At 66.2% G+C, this 17,144-nt stretch carries 14 protein-coding genes; 6 read left to right on the top strand and 8 right to left on the bottom strand.

Going from position 1 to position 17,144, the window contains the following annotated elements:
* Window positions 1-83: 83 nt before the first annotated feature.
* Together ACSC1Y_RS07675 and ACSC1Y_RS07670 are read left to right on the top strand one after the other, a co-directional pair.
* Window positions 84-539, top strand: a complete 456-nt coding sequence (locus ACSC1Y_RS07675; RefSeq protein ID WP_435334165.1) for a MaoC family dehydratase — start codon at window positions 84-86, stop codon at window positions 537-539.
* 80 nt (window positions 540-619) lie between these two features.
* Window positions 620-1,666 carry a DNA primase regulatory subunit PriL gene (locus tag ACSC1Y_RS07670; protein ID WP_435334164.1) on the top strand — a complete coding sequence of 349 codons (1,047 nt, stop codon included), beginning with the start codon at window positions 620-622 and terminating at the stop codon, window positions 1,664-1,666.
* A gap of 57 nt (window positions 1,667-1,723) precedes the next feature.
* Here the strand turns inward: ACSC1Y_RS07670 and ACSC1Y_RS07665 are convergent, their stop codons facing one another.
* From ACSC1Y_RS07665 to ACSC1Y_RS07645, 5 genes are all read right to left on the bottom strand, one after another.
* Window positions 1,724-1,939: a DUF7472 family protein gene (locus tag ACSC1Y_RS07665; protein WP_435334163.1), complete on the bottom strand. Its 216-nt coding sequence runs from the start codon at window positions 1,937-1,939 to the stop codon at window positions 1,724-1,726.
* Between the two features lie 46 nt (window positions 1,940-1,985).
* Entirely contained in the window at window positions 1,986-3,038 is a 1,053-nt protein-coding gene (locus tag ACSC1Y_RS07660; protein WP_435334162.1) for a DUF7350 domain-containing protein, read from the bottom strand.
* Between the two features lie 126 nt (window positions 3,039-3,164).
* Entirely contained in the window at window positions 3,165-4,466 is a 1,302-nt protein-coding gene (locus ACSC1Y_RS07655) for a DUF7405 family protein (protein WP_435334161.1), read from the bottom strand.
* Between the two features lie 240 nt (window positions 4,467-4,706).
* Window positions 4,707-5,219: a winged helix-turn-helix transcriptional regulator gene (locus ACSC1Y_RS07650; protein WP_435334160.1), complete on the bottom strand. Its 513-nt coding sequence runs from the start codon at window positions 5,217-5,219 to the stop codon at window positions 4,707-4,709.
* Window positions 5,212-5,559 (bottom strand): DUF7471 family protein, encoded by a 348-nt coding sequence (locus ACSC1Y_RS07645; RefSeq protein ID WP_435334158.1) that lies wholly within the window; start codon window positions 5,557-5,559, stop codon window positions 5,212-5,214. Before ACSC1Y_RS07645 ends, ACSC1Y_RS07650 begins: the two co-directional genes overlap by 8 nt.
* Window positions 5,560-5,860: 301 nt before the next feature.
* Here ACSC1Y_RS07645 and ACSC1Y_RS07640 point away from each other — a divergent pair, with 301 nt between their 5' ends.
* On the top strand, window positions 5,861-6,397 hold the full coding sequence (locus tag ACSC1Y_RS07640; RefSeq protein WP_435334157.1) for an SWIM zinc finger family protein: 537 nt from the start codon (window positions 5,861-5,863) through the stop codon (window positions 6,395-6,397).
* Between the two features lie 183 nt (window positions 6,398-6,580).
* Window positions 6,581-8,662 (top strand): DUF5059 domain-containing protein, encoded by a 2,082-nt coding sequence (locus ACSC1Y_RS07635; protein WP_435334156.1) that lies wholly within the window; start codon window positions 6,581-6,583, stop codon window positions 8,660-8,662.
* A gap of 323 nt (window positions 8,663-8,985) precedes the next feature.
* On the opposite strand, the gene hjc is transcribed toward ACSC1Y_RS07635, so the two are convergent.
* The gene (gene hjc, locus ACSC1Y_RS07630; protein WP_435334155.1) at window positions 8,986-9,414 is read right to left on the bottom strand and encodes a Holliday junction resolvase Hjc; all 429 of its coding nucleotides are present in this window, start codon (window positions 9,412-9,414) and stop codon (window positions 8,986-8,988) included.
* Between the two features lie 106 nt (window positions 9,415-9,520).
* Between hjc and ACSC1Y_RS07625 the strand changes: the two genes are divergently transcribed.
* Window positions 9,521-10,327 carry a formate/nitrite transporter family protein gene (locus ACSC1Y_RS07625; RefSeq protein ID WP_435334154.1) on the top strand — a complete coding sequence of 269 codons (807 nt, stop codon included), beginning with the start codon at window positions 9,521-9,523 and terminating at the stop codon, window positions 10,325-10,327.
* 15 nt (window positions 10,328-10,342) lie between these two features.
* Here the strand turns inward: ACSC1Y_RS07625 and ACSC1Y_RS07620 are convergent, their stop codons facing one another.
* Window positions 10,343-12,442 (bottom strand): hypothetical protein, encoded by a 2,100-nt coding sequence (locus ACSC1Y_RS07620; protein WP_435334153.1) that lies wholly within the window; start codon window positions 12,440-12,442, stop codon window positions 10,343-10,345.
* Between the two features lie 292 nt (window positions 12,443-12,734).
* Window positions 12,735-14,018 (bottom strand): adenosylhomocysteinase, encoded by a 1,284-nt coding sequence (locus ACSC1Y_RS07615; protein WP_435334152.1) that lies wholly within the window; start codon window positions 14,016-14,018, stop codon window positions 12,735-12,737.
* Between the two features lie 350 nt (window positions 14,019-14,368).
* On the opposite strand from ACSC1Y_RS07615, the gene ACSC1Y_RS07610 reads away from it, so the two are divergent.
* Window positions 14,369-16,759, top strand: a complete 2,391-nt coding sequence (locus ACSC1Y_RS07610; RefSeq protein WP_435334151.1) for a PAS domain S-box protein — start codon at window positions 14,369-14,371, stop codon at window positions 16,757-16,759.
* Window positions 16,760-17,144 lie beyond the last annotated feature (385 nt).

The following is a 17,144-nucleotide window of genomic DNA, read 5'->3' as shown; positions in this document are numbered from 1 at the left end:
GTTGCCGTAATCCGACGAAACGTATGAAAACCCGCGGTATGTTAACCAATACCTTAATAAGCTCTACTCCAAGTTGAGAGCACATGCCTGTAGCCTCGGTGGGTGATACGGCGATTGCACGAATGGCAGTATCGACGGAAGAGATCGAAGCCTACGCGGAACTCGTCGGCGACGACAATCCGATTCACGTCGACGAAGAGTACGCGGCAGAGACGATGTTCGACGGGCGCATCGCGCACGGGATGCTCTCCGCCGGCGTGGTGAGCGCCGCACTCGCCGACCTCCCGGGCGACGTGATATACCTCTCACAGGACCTCCAGTTCCAGGCTCCTGTCGAACCTGGCGTCACCGTCGAAGCCGCCGTCGAGGTCGTCGAGCACGTCGGCGACGACCGGCTCCGCGTCCAGACGACCGTGGACGCCGACGGAACGACAGTCCTCTCCGGCGAAGCCGTCGTCCTCTCGCTCCCCCACGAGACCGACGACGGCATCGGCGTCGAAGCCGAGGCCGAGAGCGACACGGAAGTCGGCGCGGACTGAGCGACCAGGCCCTGAACACAGCCGAACCGATACGTCGGCGACCGTCGCGTTTATCAGCGCGCGACCGGAACCTCACGTCGATGGACCGTCTCCACGCCCGGTATCCGTTCTTCGTGGCCGCCCGTGAGGCGGTCGACGCCGCGGCCGTCGACCTCGGCGAACTCGTCGCTCGCGAGGACGACCCCGCGGTCGACCGGGCCGTCGAGCGCGTCACGGCCGCGCTCACTGAACACTCGACCGGCGAGATGCGACGCGACGCACGGACGGAACTCCTCTCCTACCCGGTCGCGCGCGTCCTCGTCTCGCTCGTCGACGACCACGCCGTCACCGGAACCTACGCCAACGCCGAGGCCGCGACGGCCTACGAACGCATCGTCGCCGACCTCGACACCAGCTCACAGCTCAAGTCGACCAGCGGCTCGTCGCTCACTGTCGAGCGCCTGCTCTCCGAGTTCGACCTGTCCGACGACGTCCAGCCTGCCGACGGCAGCGCTGGCACAGGTGGCGAGGACCGCTACCACGTCTCCGTGACCGCGTACCTGCGGCTCGCAGGCGACCGAGACGAAGACGCGTGGCGGCTCCCCCGACGCAGCCTCGCCGACGGACGGGTCCCGGTTAGTCGTACCGAGCTGTTGACCCTGCTCCGGGGCGCCGTCGAAGAGCGGGTCGCCGAGGGGCTCCCGTTCGAGGTTCCGGAGGCGATCGGTGCCCACCTGACCGAAGAGATCGCCGCCATCGAGGAGGTCCTCTCGGACCCGCCGCTCCCGACCGAGTTCGACGCCGCACGTCCCGAACTGTTCCCGCCGTGCGTGACCGCACTGCTGGAGCGTGCACGGGCGGGCGAGGAAATCCCTGACCACTCGTGGTACACGCTCTGTGGGTTCTGCGCGACGGTCGGCGTCTCGGCCGACGAACTCGTCACGCTCGTCCAACCGGACGACGGTGTCGAAGAACGCATCCGCTACCAGCTCGACAAACTCGCGGGCGAAGACGGCGTCGAGTATCCGCCACCGTCGTGTTCGACGGTACAGGACTACGGCGACTGTGTGAACCAGGACGAGGTCTGCGCCGAGATATCGCATCCGCTCTCGTACTACGAGCAGCGCCTCGAGACGAGCGATAACTGAGTCGGTCGCGGCTACTCGTCGACGCCCAGCCCGGCTACTCGTCGACGCCCAGCCCGGCTACTCGTCGACGCCCAGCCAGTACTTCCGCGTGTAGCCGATGAGCGCCATCAGGACGACGAAACAGGCGATCGCTATCGCGAGCATCTGCCCGCCTTCCATCGTCAGGACGCCTTTCTCGTCGCCGTAGGTTATACCGATGTACACCATCCCGAGCAGGATGGCCCCGACGGCACTGCTGGAGACGACGATCTCTTTGAGGGTCTCCGAGTCCATGTCGTTACGACGCGCTTCCCCCGCGCCCGGCAAAAGCGTGTCGTAGTTACTCCACCGTCATGGTCACCGGCTCGAACGACATGAACGCCGTCTCGTACCCCTCGTGGCGGGCGACCTGTGGTGGGGTCGTGACGCGGATGGTCACCTCGTCGCCGGACTCGAGCGAGTCGAGCGTCGTCCCGTAGTGGTGCTGGAGCTCGGGGTCGAACGTCGGCTTCAGCTGCCCATCGAAGACGGTCTCGCCGTCGCGCTCGACCGTCGCAGCGAGTCCCATGAGCGGAATGACCATCCGATTGTAGGGTGTGCGAGCTGAGACGGCGAGGTGGGTTCCGTTCCCGAAGCGTTCCGCCTCGACCGCACGGGTCACGAGCACGGCGTCACCGCTCGTCGGCTCGCCGAGAGCGATACCGGGAAGTTCCGAGGTCGGCGGTGCGACGCCGAGTGGCATCTTCATGTCCATCGGCTGGGCGGCTGCCCGGCTCCCCGCCCTGTCGGGCGTCTTCTTGTACATGATGTTCTGCTTCTCGGCCTCGCTGTAGCTCAGTTTGAGCGTCGCCGAGGTTCCCTGCTCGAACTTCCCCTCGTAGGCTCCGGTCGTCCGGGTCCCGGTCAGGCCGCCGACGGAGACGTCGACCTGGTAGGTGGCGGTCCCGTCGAGCGGGAAGTTCGCGCCGTAGTGAAAGCCCATCGGCTGTGAGAGCATCGGATAGATGGTCTCCTCGGACACGAGTTCACCGTCTTTCTGTATCTCGATGCTGACGCCGACGTCGGGAAGGACCACCTTCGTCTCGGGGTCCCAGACGGAGACCATGACGTGGGCGGCATCCTTCGACCGAATCTTCTGAAGGGTTGCCTCGCTTCCGCTCACCGTCCAGAACCGGTGCGGGTAGCTGTACATCAGGCCGATGCCGTAGCCGTCGATCATCGTCATGTCGGCCATCGCCATCCCCTCGACGTGTGTCGGGAAGTAGACGGCGTCGGGTCGGTCCTCCAGGACCGGCGGGATGCCTGCCGTCTGCGTCTCCAGCAGGCCGGTGCAGCCGGCGAGTCCGGCCGCAGCCGAGCTGGCGCCGGCGGCGAGGAACGTGCGTCGTCTCATACGTGAGGTGGTGTCTGTACCGGAAAAACGCCTTCTGGTTTACCTGTCGAAAACGGTGTGTTCCACCGGTGAATCCCGGCTTCGAGCTATCGGCGTAACCGAAATCCCAGGACGCGGTCGCTCGTTCTACTCGGGGCGCGGTGCCGGCAGTGCGCGATACGTTCGAGGTGGGAGCAACCAGTTCCCGCGCCGTTTGACGAACGTGTACTCCAGGATACCGTTGTTGACGCGCTGGCGGACGGCGGGATTCTCCGTCAGATCGCTCCCGTTCATCGCCTCGCGGGTCTTCTCGAAGTCGGATATCTCGCGGTGGACCGCGAGGAAGTGGAGGCCGGCCTCGCCCATGTCGGTCGAGTCGAAGTCGCGACGGAGGATGATGGGTCTGTCGTCCTCGCGAGCGCGCGCGGTCTTCTGCGTGTGACCGACGCGGCCGTAGCTCCGGGCGTCCTCCTCGATGGTCTCGACGCAGTCGTTCTCGACGACCTTCGAGGAGTCGCCGAGGTTGTCGCCCACGCCCTCGACCGTGCCCTGTTTCGCGTGGGCGGGACAGAACATCTCGGCGACGCGGTCCTCGCGGTCCTGTTCGACGTACCAGTCCTCCAGGCGCAGTCGGATGCGGGAGATGTGCTGGGTGGTCCCGTCGGCGAACGGTCCGTCTTGGATGGTCACGCGGTCCTCGCTGGCCTGGTTCTTTTCGAAGCCGGACTTGAACCCCATGAAGAGTGGTGACTCCTCGGGCACGTCGGCTTCCTCCGGGATGCCCTCGACGTCCTGGTTCTTCGCGGGGAGTCCCGACCCGACGAAGCCGGTGCGGCGACCGGGGAACTCGTTTGGCAGCTCGAACACGTCGGCGAGACTCGCGTCCATCGTCACTCCGTTCGCCTTCTCGCGGTTGCCCTTGAGCGCCTCCTCGGCTTCGAGCACGACCGAGCCGTGGTCGCTCGCCAGGTGGACGACGGCGTCGTTCGTGTCGAACTCCGGCTCTTCGAACGACGACAGCGCCTTCGGCTCGGGGAGGTCGACGCCCTCGGGAAGCGGTTCATCGAACCGGTCGAAGTAGCGGGGGGAGTAGCCGACCGTGAACAGCAGTCCCCGGTTGGAGTGTTCGTAGGCGCGTTCGAGGCTCTGGAACGCGGCTTCGACGGTCTCTCGTTCTTCGTCGGTGGGAGTCCCATCACCGGCGTAATCGAGGAAGAGAAGGACGTGGTGTCGGGGTGCGACGACGTTGCCGTGATCGTCGCGCGAGAGGAACCGGTTCCAGGCGTGCTGGCGAGCGGGCAGGGTACCCGGGTCGTCCCGACCCGTCGGTATCGTCGCCTCGTCTTCGCCCCGGTCGAGACAGGCGGCGAGCGCGGCCGTCCCCCCGATGGCGACCGCCGACTTGACGAACTCGCGGCGGGGGATGCCGCGGCTGTCGCTGGGCTTCATGCGCGTTCGCTAGGGACCGCCCTGCAAAAAGCCGAGTGGTGCGGGAGTCGAAACGCGCCGCTCGGCGAGTAGAACGCTGACGGCTGTGAGTGGCGGACAGGCGATACGCGGCTGGTGGCCCGGCAGGGACGGACCGACTTCTCGTGCAGTGCTGTATCGCACACCCGCTGGACACTGCACGCCTCTCGTCAGGTCACGAAGGCTCTGGCCGCGTCATCGGACAAGAAGGCGCGGGTGGCGCTACTCCGCGAGCAGGTCGTCGACGAGTCGAGTGAACCGGTCGACGAGCCGGTCCGGGAGCGTCGGCGTCACGTCGGTGAGCAGGTCGGCGGTCCGCTCCGGTTCCGCGAGCACGAGCGTCACTCGATTGCGGGCGTCGCGCTCTTTCACCACGAGTCCCGCCGCACAGAGGTTGTCGAGGTGGTGTTCGAGCGTAGAGCGGGCCACGCCCACGGACTCGGCCACGGCGTCGGGTCGGGCAGGCGCATCCTCTATCAGCGTCGCGAGCACGTCTCGGGCGGTCTCCCGGCGGACGAGCGCGATGGCGGCTCGCTCGAAGTCGTCGTAGCCCGGCGGGTAGAAGTGCGTACGTCCGAACAGCTCCTCGCGGTCGACAGCATCGCTCGCGACGAGGTCACGGACGTGATACTGGACGTGTCCGGCTGCGAACGGGAGCGACCGGACGAGCTCGTTGAAGTGGATGCCGGGCTGTGCGACTATCTCACGTTCGATATGGGTTCGTGCGTCAGTCATGTCGTTCGACCCCCATCGTCCGCCGGACGTCCCGGGCGTACCAGACCGCACCCACGACGAGTGCGGCCATCACGACGTCGAGCCCGTGCTCGACGAGGTGGTGCTCGGTCGGCCCGAATGCTCCGAGCATCGTCACCCAGGCGACGACCGACCGGAGTGCGATGGTCCCGAGCGCGAGTGCGACGAGCAGGTACGGGCGGGACCGCCGCCGCATGTACGCCGCGAGCCCGAGTCCCAGTAGCAGCGCCGACCCCAGCGCGGCACCGCTGAGGATCCCGACGAGCATCGGGTCGAGAGTCGCGCTCGCGTGGAGCGTGACGCCTGCGAACGGGGGGTTCATCGCGTCGAAGTAGCGACCGAGACTACCTCAACCGTTCGATTGGTGCAGGGCGCGGTCGAACCCCCCGAAACAACCGTGAATTCGGTCGCCTTCGGGTGGTGATGCTGTCGAATTCCGGTGAAACACTTACTACCGTTCGACCCGTATTTCGGGTCGAGGCTGGAGCACAGGCTACGCGCCGGCTCCAGCAGTGAAACACATGACGCACACCAGAAACACACCCGCGTCACAGCCGAGCGTATTGCCCGTTCCACGAGGCTCCCACCTCGACGAGCGGTCGCGCCGTGCGAGGGAGGAACCGATGTCGGTCTCGGCGCTCGGGACCACGGTCTACGAGGTCGTTACGCACCACGGCCACACCTACCTCGTCGACGTCGAATCGCGAGAGTGTAGCTGTCCCGACCACACCTACCGGGACGCCCGGTGCAAGCATCTGCGACGAGTCGCCATCGAGATAACCGAAGGGCGCGTGGCCCCGCCGGGACACCTTCGCGTGTCCTGTGCCGTCTGTGGCGACCCGTTCTACGAGCCGACGGACGCGCTCGAACCGCACCTCTGCCGGCAGCATGCGCTCGAACCGGGCGACTTCGCAGTCGACCGTGAGACCGGCGGAACCGTGCTCGTACTCGCCGTGTCGCCGCGGCGGGCCGACGAGGTCCGTATCCCAGCGCACGACTGCACGGTCGCCGAGTACGCCAGCAACCGATCCTATCCCCCGGACGACCCGGTCGTCAGTGCGGTCTTCCCGACGGTCGACGTCACGAACGCGGGCGTTACTCCCCGTTCGCTTCGCGTCTACACGTTCCCACTTACGCGGTTGGCGTTGCCGACGAAGTGAGCGGCGACGAGCGAGATGGTCTTCGTCCCGGTGAGCAGCCGCTCTGATCGAGAACGCCGGTCTCTTGGGGTGGGGGACGAGGACAAATCACATGCACGAAGGCTATTCGATGGCCCCAGTATGGCTTTTAGGCCCGCCGAAAAATCGAAAGTGCTTTTACGTTTAGGTTGGCCTAAACCGAGTATGAAGCTGAACCGACGCGAGATGCTGCAGACCCTCGGTGCGACGGCCGGGGCCGCGGCGCTCGCAGGCTGTGGTGCACAGGACCTCGGTGGGAACGACGAGACGAAGAACGGCGGTTCCGGCAGTGACGGGACCGACGGCGACGGGAACGCGAAGTCCGGAGCCGGCGCGGCCGCGAACGTCGCCGTCGCTGCCGAGTTGAACGTCTACCGCGCACGCCTCGCGGACGCGGTCGCTCTCGGCATCGCGGGCGACCTCTCCGGCGGCGCGTCGGTCGCCGCCGACATCTACGAGACCTTCGAGCACGCGTCCGGCGAGTGGGGCGCACACGAGAAACTCGAACACACGAGCGAGTCGAGCTACGAGGGCTTCGAGGGCGGGCTCGAAGAACTCGCGGAGACGCTCGAACACGGCGAACTCGACCGGGCGAAGGTCGCCGCCCGCGACGCGGACCAGGCGCTCCGGAGCGCCCAGGCGAACCTCACAGGCGAGACGGTAGCCTCGGTCCTCGACCTCCAGCTGATGGGTGCGAACGCGACGAACGTCTCGCTCCTGACCGACGCCGGTGAGTTCGAGGCCGCCGCGACGGTCGCCGCCGAGGTCCTCGACGACTTCGAAGACGCGGCGGTCCACGACGCGCTCGAATCGGCCGACGAGAACGCCTACGGGCTGTTCGAGAACGGGCTGAAGCAGGCCCGTGACGCCGCGAAGAACGAGAACGCTGAGACCGTCCACGCGAAGGTAGAGGCGTCGACGAAGGGTGCCGTCGAGGGCTCCTACGCGCTCGCGGAGTCGAAAGAGACGGCAGGCTGTGCGCACCTCGCGACGATGCAGTCGCAGGGCTTCGACGCGTCCGTTCTCGCCGGGATGGGCGGGCCGAGCACCGACTTCGCGCACGCGGCTGCACTCAACGTCTACCGTCACCGTGCCTTCGACGCCGGCTGGCTCGCCGCCGAGGGCGAATCCGAGGCGGCCGCGACGATGGCGGGCGACATCTACGCCCACTTCGAGGGCGCCCGCGCGCACGAGGCACTGGAGCACGCCGACCACGAGGCGTACGAGACGTTCGAGGGCGGGCTCGAATCCCTCAAGACGGCCATCCAGAACGGTGACAGCGCCGGAATCGACGCGGCGCTGACCACGGTGAACGACTCGCTCGTCACCGGCATCACGACGCTCGCGACGGAGACCGAGGCGGCCGTCCTCGAATCGGCGTTCTTCCGCGCCCGTGTGGAGGATGCCATCGTCCGGTACGAGTCGGGGTCCGCCGACGCGGCGGCCACCATTACCTCCTCGCTGTACGAGCGCTTCGAGAATGACGAGGCTGGGTTCCACGAGGCGTTCGAGCACGCAGACCACGAGGCGTACGAGGCGTTCGAGGGGCACCTCGAGTCGCTCACCGACGCGTTCTCGGCCGGTGCGGACGCGAAGGTCGAGACCCACGGTTCGGCCTGCCTCGAGTCGCTCCTTGGCTTCGAGACGACGGCCGGCTCCACCACGCACGTCTCCGTCGCCGAGTCCGGCTACATGGCCGCGCGTGCCTTCGACGGGGCCGCCCTGGCAGCCCTCGGCGCGTCCGACCGTGCGAAGGCCGCACTGCAGGAATCCTACGAGTTCTTCGAGAACGGCGCCGGCGGCTTCCACGAGGAGCTGGAGCACGCGAACCACGAACTGTACGAGTCCTTCGAGCACGAACTCGAGGGCGGTATCGAGGCGGTCGGTGGGGGCGACGTCTACGCGAAGGTGAAGTCGTTCGCCGGCAAGGCCGTCGAGGCGATGTACGTCCTCGTCGACAGTGCCGGCAGCGGCGACTTCACGGCGGCTGCGAAGGGCATCACGGGCGGCGTCTACGAGACCTTCGAGAACGCAGAGGTCCACGAACTGCTGGAGGAGGCCGACCACGCCGCCTACGAGTCGTTCGAGCACGCACTCGAAGCCTACTCGAAGGCGCTGGAGAACGGCGAGGCGGTCGACGCGAAACTCGCCGCGTACGCGAAGGCGACGCTCCGAGCCCAGTTCGCCGTCGTCGGTGCCGTGGATAAGGCACCCGTGAAGGGCGGGGAGGGCGAGTCCAGCGAGTAGGACAGTTCGCTCGCCGACGGTCCGAACGTGAAGGACGACGCCACCGAGGATGCCAGCTACTGGGCGTCCGGTGGCTTCGAGTCCAAGTCGAAGGCCGCCGCCGGCTGGGAGAACGGCGAGAGTGCCGTCCAGTCCGAGTAGCGCGACCAGTCTGGTCGCCGTACTGTCGTCCCACCATTTTTACCCGAAGACGCGGCCACAGTCGGTGTGCTCTGACGGCAACCGGCCGGCGTCTCGCGGGTGTGCGGTGCAGCGTCGGTCGTCGGAATGCGCCGCCTGTTCGCCAACTTCGTAGCCGCGACGCCGTCGGAGAAACCAGACGCTCAGTCCTCGTAGTCGGCCAGTGACCGCTTTCGCGACCCGCCGACGAACTCTTCGAAGTCGGTTCCCTCTTCGAGTGCCGTCTCCTTCTTGACCCGGTAGTTCCCACCGTCCGTGACGTGGAGGTCGGCCGGGTGGAAGAAGTACCAGTCCTCACGGTCGAACCGGACCGCGATACGTGCTTTCGCCCCGAAGTTCTGCGCGAAGAAGAGCAGTGCTTCGACCTCTTCACCGGAGAGATAGATGGGGCGTTTCGCGGATGCCTTCGCCTCGATCGCGTAGAACACGTCGCCGTTGCCGGCCAGTACGTCGGGGAGCTCTCGCTCCGTCGCGCTCCCGCTGGCGGGGGCACGCATGACGGCGAAGCCGGCCTCGTCGAGCTTGTTGACGAGTTCCCGCTCGCGTCGGTCGCCCTTCCGGTTCGAACTCATGATCCCCTCTCGGGGGCGATGGTTCTTAAGTCGGACGACACCGACCCCACGCGAGATAGATAGGCCGACGCTACTTCGCCGCCGAACGCTTCCCTTCGAGTATCGAATGAGCGACGAGTCACCCGGCGGGGGAGGCCCCCACGAGCAGACCTCGTCGTCGACCATCCTCACCGCACAGATAGAGGAAGGTCTCAACGAACTGAACCGTCCGACGGACGGCCTGTTCCTCTCCGGCCTCTCGGCTGGGTTGGACATCGGCTTCGGGCCGTTGCTGATGGTCGTCCTTTTGACCCTCGTCGGTGACGCGTGGGGTGAACCCGCGACGAAACTCCTGCTCGCGAACGCCTACACCGTCGGCTTCGTCTTCGTCGTCCTCGGCCGCTCCGAGCTGTTCACCGAACACACGACGCTGGCCGTCCTGCCCGTCCTCGACGGCCGGGCGTCCGTGAGCCAGCTCGGCCGACTCTGGTCGCTCGTCTACGTCGCCAACGTCGTCGGCGGTATCGTGTTCGCCGGGCTCGCCGTCGCCGCGGCGCCAGCCTTCGGGATCGTCGACCTGGCCGCGTTCGAGGAGGTCGCGAAACCGCTGGTCGACCACGGCTTCACCGAACTCTTCGTCGCGGCCATCTTCGCCGGCTGGCTGATGGGGCTTCTCTCGTGGCTCGTGACTGCGGCACAGGAGACGACAGGCCGGATGCTCATGGTCTGGATCGTCACCGTCACCATCGGAGTCGCACATCTGCCCCACTGTATCGCCGGTAACGTGGAGGTGGTCGCCGCCGTCTTCACCGGCGGTGTCGACCCGATGCAGTACGTCCGATTCATGACGGCGGCGACGCTCGGGAACGCCGTCGGTGGTTCGATATTCGTCGGGCTGCTGAAGTACGGACATGTCGTCCGCGGCGGGAACTGACGAGTGGAAGAGGCGTCAGTTCTCGTCGCCGGCTTCGTTTTCGTCGCCGGCAGTTACCTCGTTGTCGCTGGCTTCGGCGGCAGCCTCGTCGTCAGCTTTGGCTTCATCGTCGCCGCCAGCAGCCGCTTCGTCGTCGTCGATGGAAACTGTCTCGCTGCCGCCACCGTTAGCTCCTGCGTCTGCGGCACCGCTAGCCTCGTCATCGTCGGCATCGACAGCCTCGTCGTCACCTGAATCGTCTACGTCTGCCGGCTCGAGCTCCGGAGCGTCGCTCTCGTCGTCGAGCCCGAGTGCCTCGTCGACCGAGGCCGCGTCCGGTTCGTCGCTCCCGTGCAGGTCGAGGTCGCCCGGCTGGAGATACCACCAGCCGCCGAGGAGGACGCCGCCGAGGACGAACGAACTGAGCGCCATCGAAGGAGCGCCGGTCGCCGCGAGGACGAGCGAGAGCAGGATGCCACCGGTACCGACGGCGAGGAACACCAGTGCCTGTAGGCTGTTGTCGACGCGTCTGACGATGGCGGCGTCGATGTCGGCTTCCGTGACGTACTCGGATTCGAGCTGCCGGTCGATCGCCTCGACGTCCTCCGTCGTCCGCCGTTCGAGTGCGGAGACCTCGGCGTCGAGGTCGTCTCGGACCGTCTCGAGGTCGGACTCGAGGTCGGACTGGGCGGTCTCGATGTCCGCTGCGAGGTCGTCCCGGAGGTCCGCCGTCGCGGCCTCTCGCTCGCGCCTGACGGCGTCGAGGTCGTCCGAGAGCCGCATCGACGTCTCGTCCAGTCGCTCGACGAGCGACTGCTGTCCGTCGTCCAGCTCGTCGATGGAAGCCTGGAGTGAGGCTGTCTCGGACTCGCGTTCCTCGCGGAGGCTCTCGACGTCGGTCTCGAGTGCGTCGAGGGCTTCCAGTCGGGCCGCCGCCTCGTCGAGTCGGGCCAGGTCGCGTTCGGCCTCGGCGAGTCCACGAATGGAGGCTGCCCGACGGTCGAGGTCTGCGACCTCGTCTTCGAGCGCGTCGAGGTCGTCGGCACGGGCCGCGACCTCGTCGAGTTCGTCGAGTTCTGCCTCGATTCCATCGACGCGGTCGTCCGTCGCCGCGACCGATTCGAGATCGTCCAGTCGCTCGATGGCTCGGTCGAGTCGTGTCGCCTCCGCTTTGGCGTCCTCAAGTGCCTCGACCGCCGCTTCGATGGCGTCGAGTTCGTCGCCGTGGTCGTCGAGTTCGACTCGCGTCTCGTGGAGGTCTCCAGCGTCCGCTTTCAGGCCGTACAGCTCGGTGATGCTCCGTTCGAGTTCGTCGATGTCTCGTTCGAGCCGCGCTCGCTGCTGGTCGGTTCGGCCGCGGACCCGGTCGAGGAACGCCGCGGTCGATTCGGAAAGCTCGAGGTTGAGCTCCCGTGTGAGTCGGTCGCGGGTCTCCGGCGAGACCACGTCCTCGTGGAACTCCCGGGCGAGTTCGTCCGCGACGGTGCCGTCGGCCGTCGAGTCGCCGCTCTCTGGTCCCCGTCGGTCCGTCGTCGCCTCGTCTGTCCCGCCTAGGTCGAACCGTTCGAGCGGCCGCTCGTCGTCCGTGTCCCCTGCGGCGTCCGTGTCGTCCACGCCATCCGAATCGTCCACGTCGTCGAGCAGGTCGTCGACCGTCGGGTCGTCTCCGCCGAGGTCGAGCGTCTCTACGGCTTCGCCCGCCTCGCTCATGTCGGCGTCCGCTACCGACGATACCGTCACCACGGGCCGCGAGAGGAACGCGCCCGTGTCGTCGAGCGTCGACCGCCGTACACCGTAGACGGTCGTCACCGATTCGCCCGGTTCGAACCGACGCCGGAACAGGAGGCCGTTCTCACCGATGCGTCGCCAGTTCTCGGCCTCGTACTCGTCGTGGAAGCCGACGTCGTCACGCGAGAGATCTTCAGGTGTCTCGTCGTGCAGTTCCAGGACCACGGTCTCGTCCCGCATCGATGCGATGTCGTAGTTCACGACGGGGACCGTCGACCCGCGCTCCGTCACCCACTTTCTGACCCGGACACCACGCTCGGCGACGAGTACCGCCTCGCCGTCGGCGGGCGGCCAGTCGACCGCCTCGTCTTCAGTCGTCAGTTCGCTGTCCTCGGTCACGTTGCCCATACCTCATCGTACACGCATTTGACGGTATCGGAAAATGTTGTGGAATCGATAGTTATGGCCGCTCTCCCTCTCGGTTTCGGCTGCTGGCGGAGTGGAAATTTCCATCAGAGGCGCCGACGCAGCCGGCCGTAAGGGTTTTGCTCCCGGATTGTCGGTCCGACCGCCCTCGTCTCGGCGTCGATGGCGTGGTGCGCGGACAAGGAGGGCTACGAGAAGCGATCGGATGACCACGAGAAACAACCGGTCGGTGCCGGGTCCCAGAAGTAGCAGGTGGCGGAGTGGAGCCCCGGTTTCAGGTTCCGTGTTCCCAGGAGCCCATGTACTCGCGCTGTTCGTCCGTCAGGGCGTCGAACTCGACGCCGTCGGCCGCGAGCTTGATCTCCGCGACGCGCTTGTCGAGCTCGTCGGGGACGTCGTGGACGCCCGGCTCGTAGGCATCCGCGTTGTCGACGAGTTCGCGGACACAGACGGCCTGGACGCCGAACGACTGGTCCATGACCTCGACCGGGTGGCCGAGTGCGATGGGCGACGCGAGGTTGACGAGCCGGCCCTCTGCGAGGACGTTCAGGCGGCGACCGTCGTCGAGTTCGAACGCTTCGACGCCCTCGCGAGCCTCGTAGCGGTCGGCGGCGAGGTCGTCGAGTGCGGCGAGGTCGACCTCGATGTCGAAGTGGCCCGCGTTTGCGAGGAGGACGCCGTCTTTCATCGATTCGAAGTGTTCCTTCGTGATGACGTCGCGGTTGCCCGTGACCGTGATGAACACGTCACCGACCTCGGCGGCCTCGGCCATCGGCATGACGTCGTAGCCCTCCATGTGCGCTTCGAGGGCGCGGCGGGGCTCGACCTCGGTGACGACGACGTTCGCGTTCTGGCCGGCTGCCTTCTTCGCGAGGCCACGGCCACAGTCGCCGTAGCCGGCGATGACGACGGTCTTACCGGCCCACGAGAGGTTCGTCGTCATGGCGATGTTGGCGAGGGCGGACTCGCCGGTGCCGTGGACGTTGTCGAACAGGCGCTTCATCGGGGTGTCGTTGACCGCGAAGACGGGGTACTCGAGGGCACCGTCCTCGTCCATGGCGCGGAGGCGGTGGACGCCGGTTGTGGTCTCTTCACAGCCGCCGAGGAGGGAGTCGATGAGTTCGGGGTAGTCCTCGTGGACGGCCGCGACCATGTCCATCCCGTCGTCGACCGTTATCGTGGGCGAGATGTCGAGGACCGCGTGGATGGCCTCGTAGTACTCCTCGTCGTCGACGCCGCGCTTGGCGTAGCTCGTGATGCGTTCGTGGGCGTCGAGGGCGGCGCTCACGTCGTCGTGAGTCGAGAGCGGATTGCAGCCGGTGACGGCGACCTCTGCGCCACCGTCGGCGAGCAGTTCGACGAGGTTGGCGGTCTTCGCCTCGACGTGCATCGCCATGGCGATGCGCTGGCCGGCGAAGGGCTGGTCGGCCTCGTACTCCTCGCGGAGCGCCTCGAGGATGGGCATATGCTGTCGAGCCCAGTCCATCTTGCGACGACCCTCAGTACGGGCTGCCTCGGCGTCGTCGAGCTGCTCGGTGATGGTCGAGTAGGTGCTCATAGCCACGGCGACGACTGTGAGGCGGAAAACGCTACCGAAGTCGGATAGTGTGCGTGATGATGAGAGCGAGAAGAGGTGGGCCGGTACCGGCGATGAGGTGCGGCGGTACCGGCGATGGGTGGGTCGGTACCGGTGAGAAAGCGGGCGTGACCTGAGGGATTCGACAGCGAGGAGACACCGCCAAAAAACGTACCGAAATCCGTACCGTCGACGTCCGAGCGCCCCGTTCCCGGCCGTCTGTCGTGGCAGATGGAACCTGTTGCATGGTACTCGAAAACACGGTGACGTGGCCGCGAGACACGAAGTATGTAGGGGAGGCCCTTTTTATACCTCCTCGCCAACACCCCGCCATGGAGGTTTCGGAGGAACAGCGACGACTCCTCGGGGTGGGGAGCATCGTCATCGTCGGAATCGTGCTCCTCGTCGTGCAGATTCTCGACGCGTACGAATGGGTGCTCACCGGGGCGACGGTCTGGGCGGCTGCGCTGGAATTCGCGTTTCCAGGCCTGCTGACCATCGGTCTCATCCTCGCCGCTGTCTGGGTCTGGTTCGCAGGCTGGCCCGCAGACCGTGTCACTCACATCGCGAAGTGGGGGATGGGCGCCGTCATCGCGACGACCATTCTCGAACTCTGGGTACTCGGGACGACGGCGATTCTGCGGGCCGGCGGCACGATAAACTTCGCGTCGGATGTCACGAATACCGCACTCATCGGGCTTCTCGCAGGTAGCGCCATCGGCCTGTACAGCGCCAGACAGCGTGAAGACCAGCGACAGCTGGAGGAGAGCGAAGAGCGGTACCGTTCGCTGACCGAGGACGTTCTCGACAGTTCCGACGTCGGTATCTGGATCCTGGACGACGACTTCCGCGTCGTCTGGGTGAACAAGGCGACCGAGGAGTACTTCGGCATCGAACGGCAGGCGGTGGTCGGTCGAGACAAGCGCGAACTCATCCAGAAGGACATCAAGCACCGGTTCGAGGACAGCGACCGATTCGCCGACCTCGTGCTCTCGACGTACGAGGACAACACGTACGAGGAGGAGTTCGAATGCCACGCGGTCGACGGGGCCGACCGCTGGCTCGAACACTGGAGTCAGCCCATCGAATCGGGGCTGTACAGAGGCGGCCGAATCGAGCATTACACCGACATCACCGAGCGGAAGCAGTCGAACCAGCTGCTCGAACGACGTGAGGCGACCCTCAGAGCGGTTCACGACGTCCTGCTCGACCGGTCGACGCCGCTGGAAGACCGGATAGATTCGCTACTGCGCCTGGGACGCGAGATGCTCGGCGTCGAACACGCCGTGTTCTCGCAGGTCGCCGACGGCGAGGCCATCGTCCGCGCCGTCGACACAAAGCTCGAGGACGTCGACCTCGAACGTGGCTGGGCCATCTCGACCGAGGGAACCTACGCGCAGAAGGTCGTACAGACCGGTGAGCCCCAGTACGTCGAACACTTCGCGGAGCAGTGGCCCGACATGACGGACCTCCGGTCCTACCAGCAGTTCGGGCTGGAGTACTACGCCGGTATCCCAGTGTACGTCGACGGAGAGCTCGAGGGCGTTCTCGGATTCGCAGACCCCGCCCCCCGTGACGAGACCGCAGAGTGGGAGCTCGCGCTGCTCGAGATAATGGCCAACTCGCTGGGTCACGAGCTCGAGCACCGTAAGTACGAGCGCGAACAGGAACAGCAGATACAGGAACAGCGCCAGCAGTTCGAGTCGCTCGTCGAGGACGTCGAGGACTACGCCATCTTCCGGCTCGACCCGAACGGGAAGGTCGAGAGCTGGAACCGCGGTGCCGAAGCCATCAAAGAGTACACCGCGGACGAGATCATCGGTAAGCACGTCAGCACCTTCTACACCGACGAGGACCGCGAGGCAGGCCGCGCCGACGTACTGCTCAACCGTGCGGCCGAAGAAGGCCGTGCCGTCGACGAGGGCTGGCGCGTCCGCAAGGACGGTTCGCACTTCTGGGCGAACGTCGCGATAACGGCACTGACCGGCGACGACGACGAACTCTGGGGCTACCTGAAGGTCACGCGTGACATGACCGAGCGCCGTGCCCAGCAACAGCAGATAGAACACGAGCGCGAACGGCTGGAGTTCATGAACCGTATCATCCGGCACAACCTGCTCAACGGGATGAACGTCGTTCACGCCCGGGCGGGACTCCTGCAGGGCCACGTCGACGAGGAGATGGCAACGCACCTCGATACGGTCGAGAACCGCGTCGAGGACATGATCGACCTTATCGAGACGATGCGGGCGTTCATGAAGGCCATCGTCGAGGGCGAGGAGCACGAACCCGAACCCGTGCCGCTCGGCGAGGTGCTCGAAGACGAGATAATGAAGGCGAGCAACGCCTACGACGACGCGGTCTACGAGTGCGAGGGTATCCCCGCCATCGACGTGCTGGCGGACGACCTCCTCCCGGAGGTGTTCGAGAACCTGCTGACGAACGCGGTCCAGCACAACGACAAACCGACGGCCATCGTCCACATCGACACCGAGATTGGCGACGACGAGGTCGTCGTCAGCGTCTCCGACAACGGGCCCGGTATCGACGAGGAGGTCATGGACGCGGTGTTCGAGAAGGGCCGAAAGGGCTTCGACAGCCCCGGAACCGGCTTCGGTCTCTACCTCGTCCGTGAGATAATCGAGTCCTACGGCGGCAACGTCCGGGTCTACAACTCCGAGGACGGTGGCGCGGTGTTCACCATCGTCCTGCCGCGGGCGTAACGTTTCGTCTTCCCTTCGTCCGTCCTTCCCCGTCGTCTTCTCTTCGTCCGCTCTGCCTCCCTTCGTTAACCCCGCTTCCGCCGACGGTTCTCCGTCTCCGTCGCTCTGCGTTCACCGTCCGACGAGAATGCGTAGACGTATCGCTATCAGATTCGATGGTCTCGACAACGCTCCGTGCCGAAGAGAATCAACGACCGTAGACGGGTGCGACTGACAGTCGCCCCCCGTCGGTCGCCCTGTCTCGGTTTCACGTCTCGCCCGGGATTCCTCGGTCCCGGACTCCCCGACAGAGCGCTATCTGTCGTGTCGTGGCCCCCCCACCACGACGGTCCCGGTCCCGAGAAGCGTGGGACCTCGGTGTGACCTCTGGGAGAGGGACACCCCT

Source organism: Haloarchaeobius lipolyticus (assembly GCF_051208015.1).
GTDB lineage: Archaea > Halobacteriota > Halobacteria > Halobacteriales > Natrialbaceae > Haloarchaeobius.
Note: the sequence above shows the minus strand (reverse complement) of the source record. Positions and strands in the feature narration are given on the sequence as shown.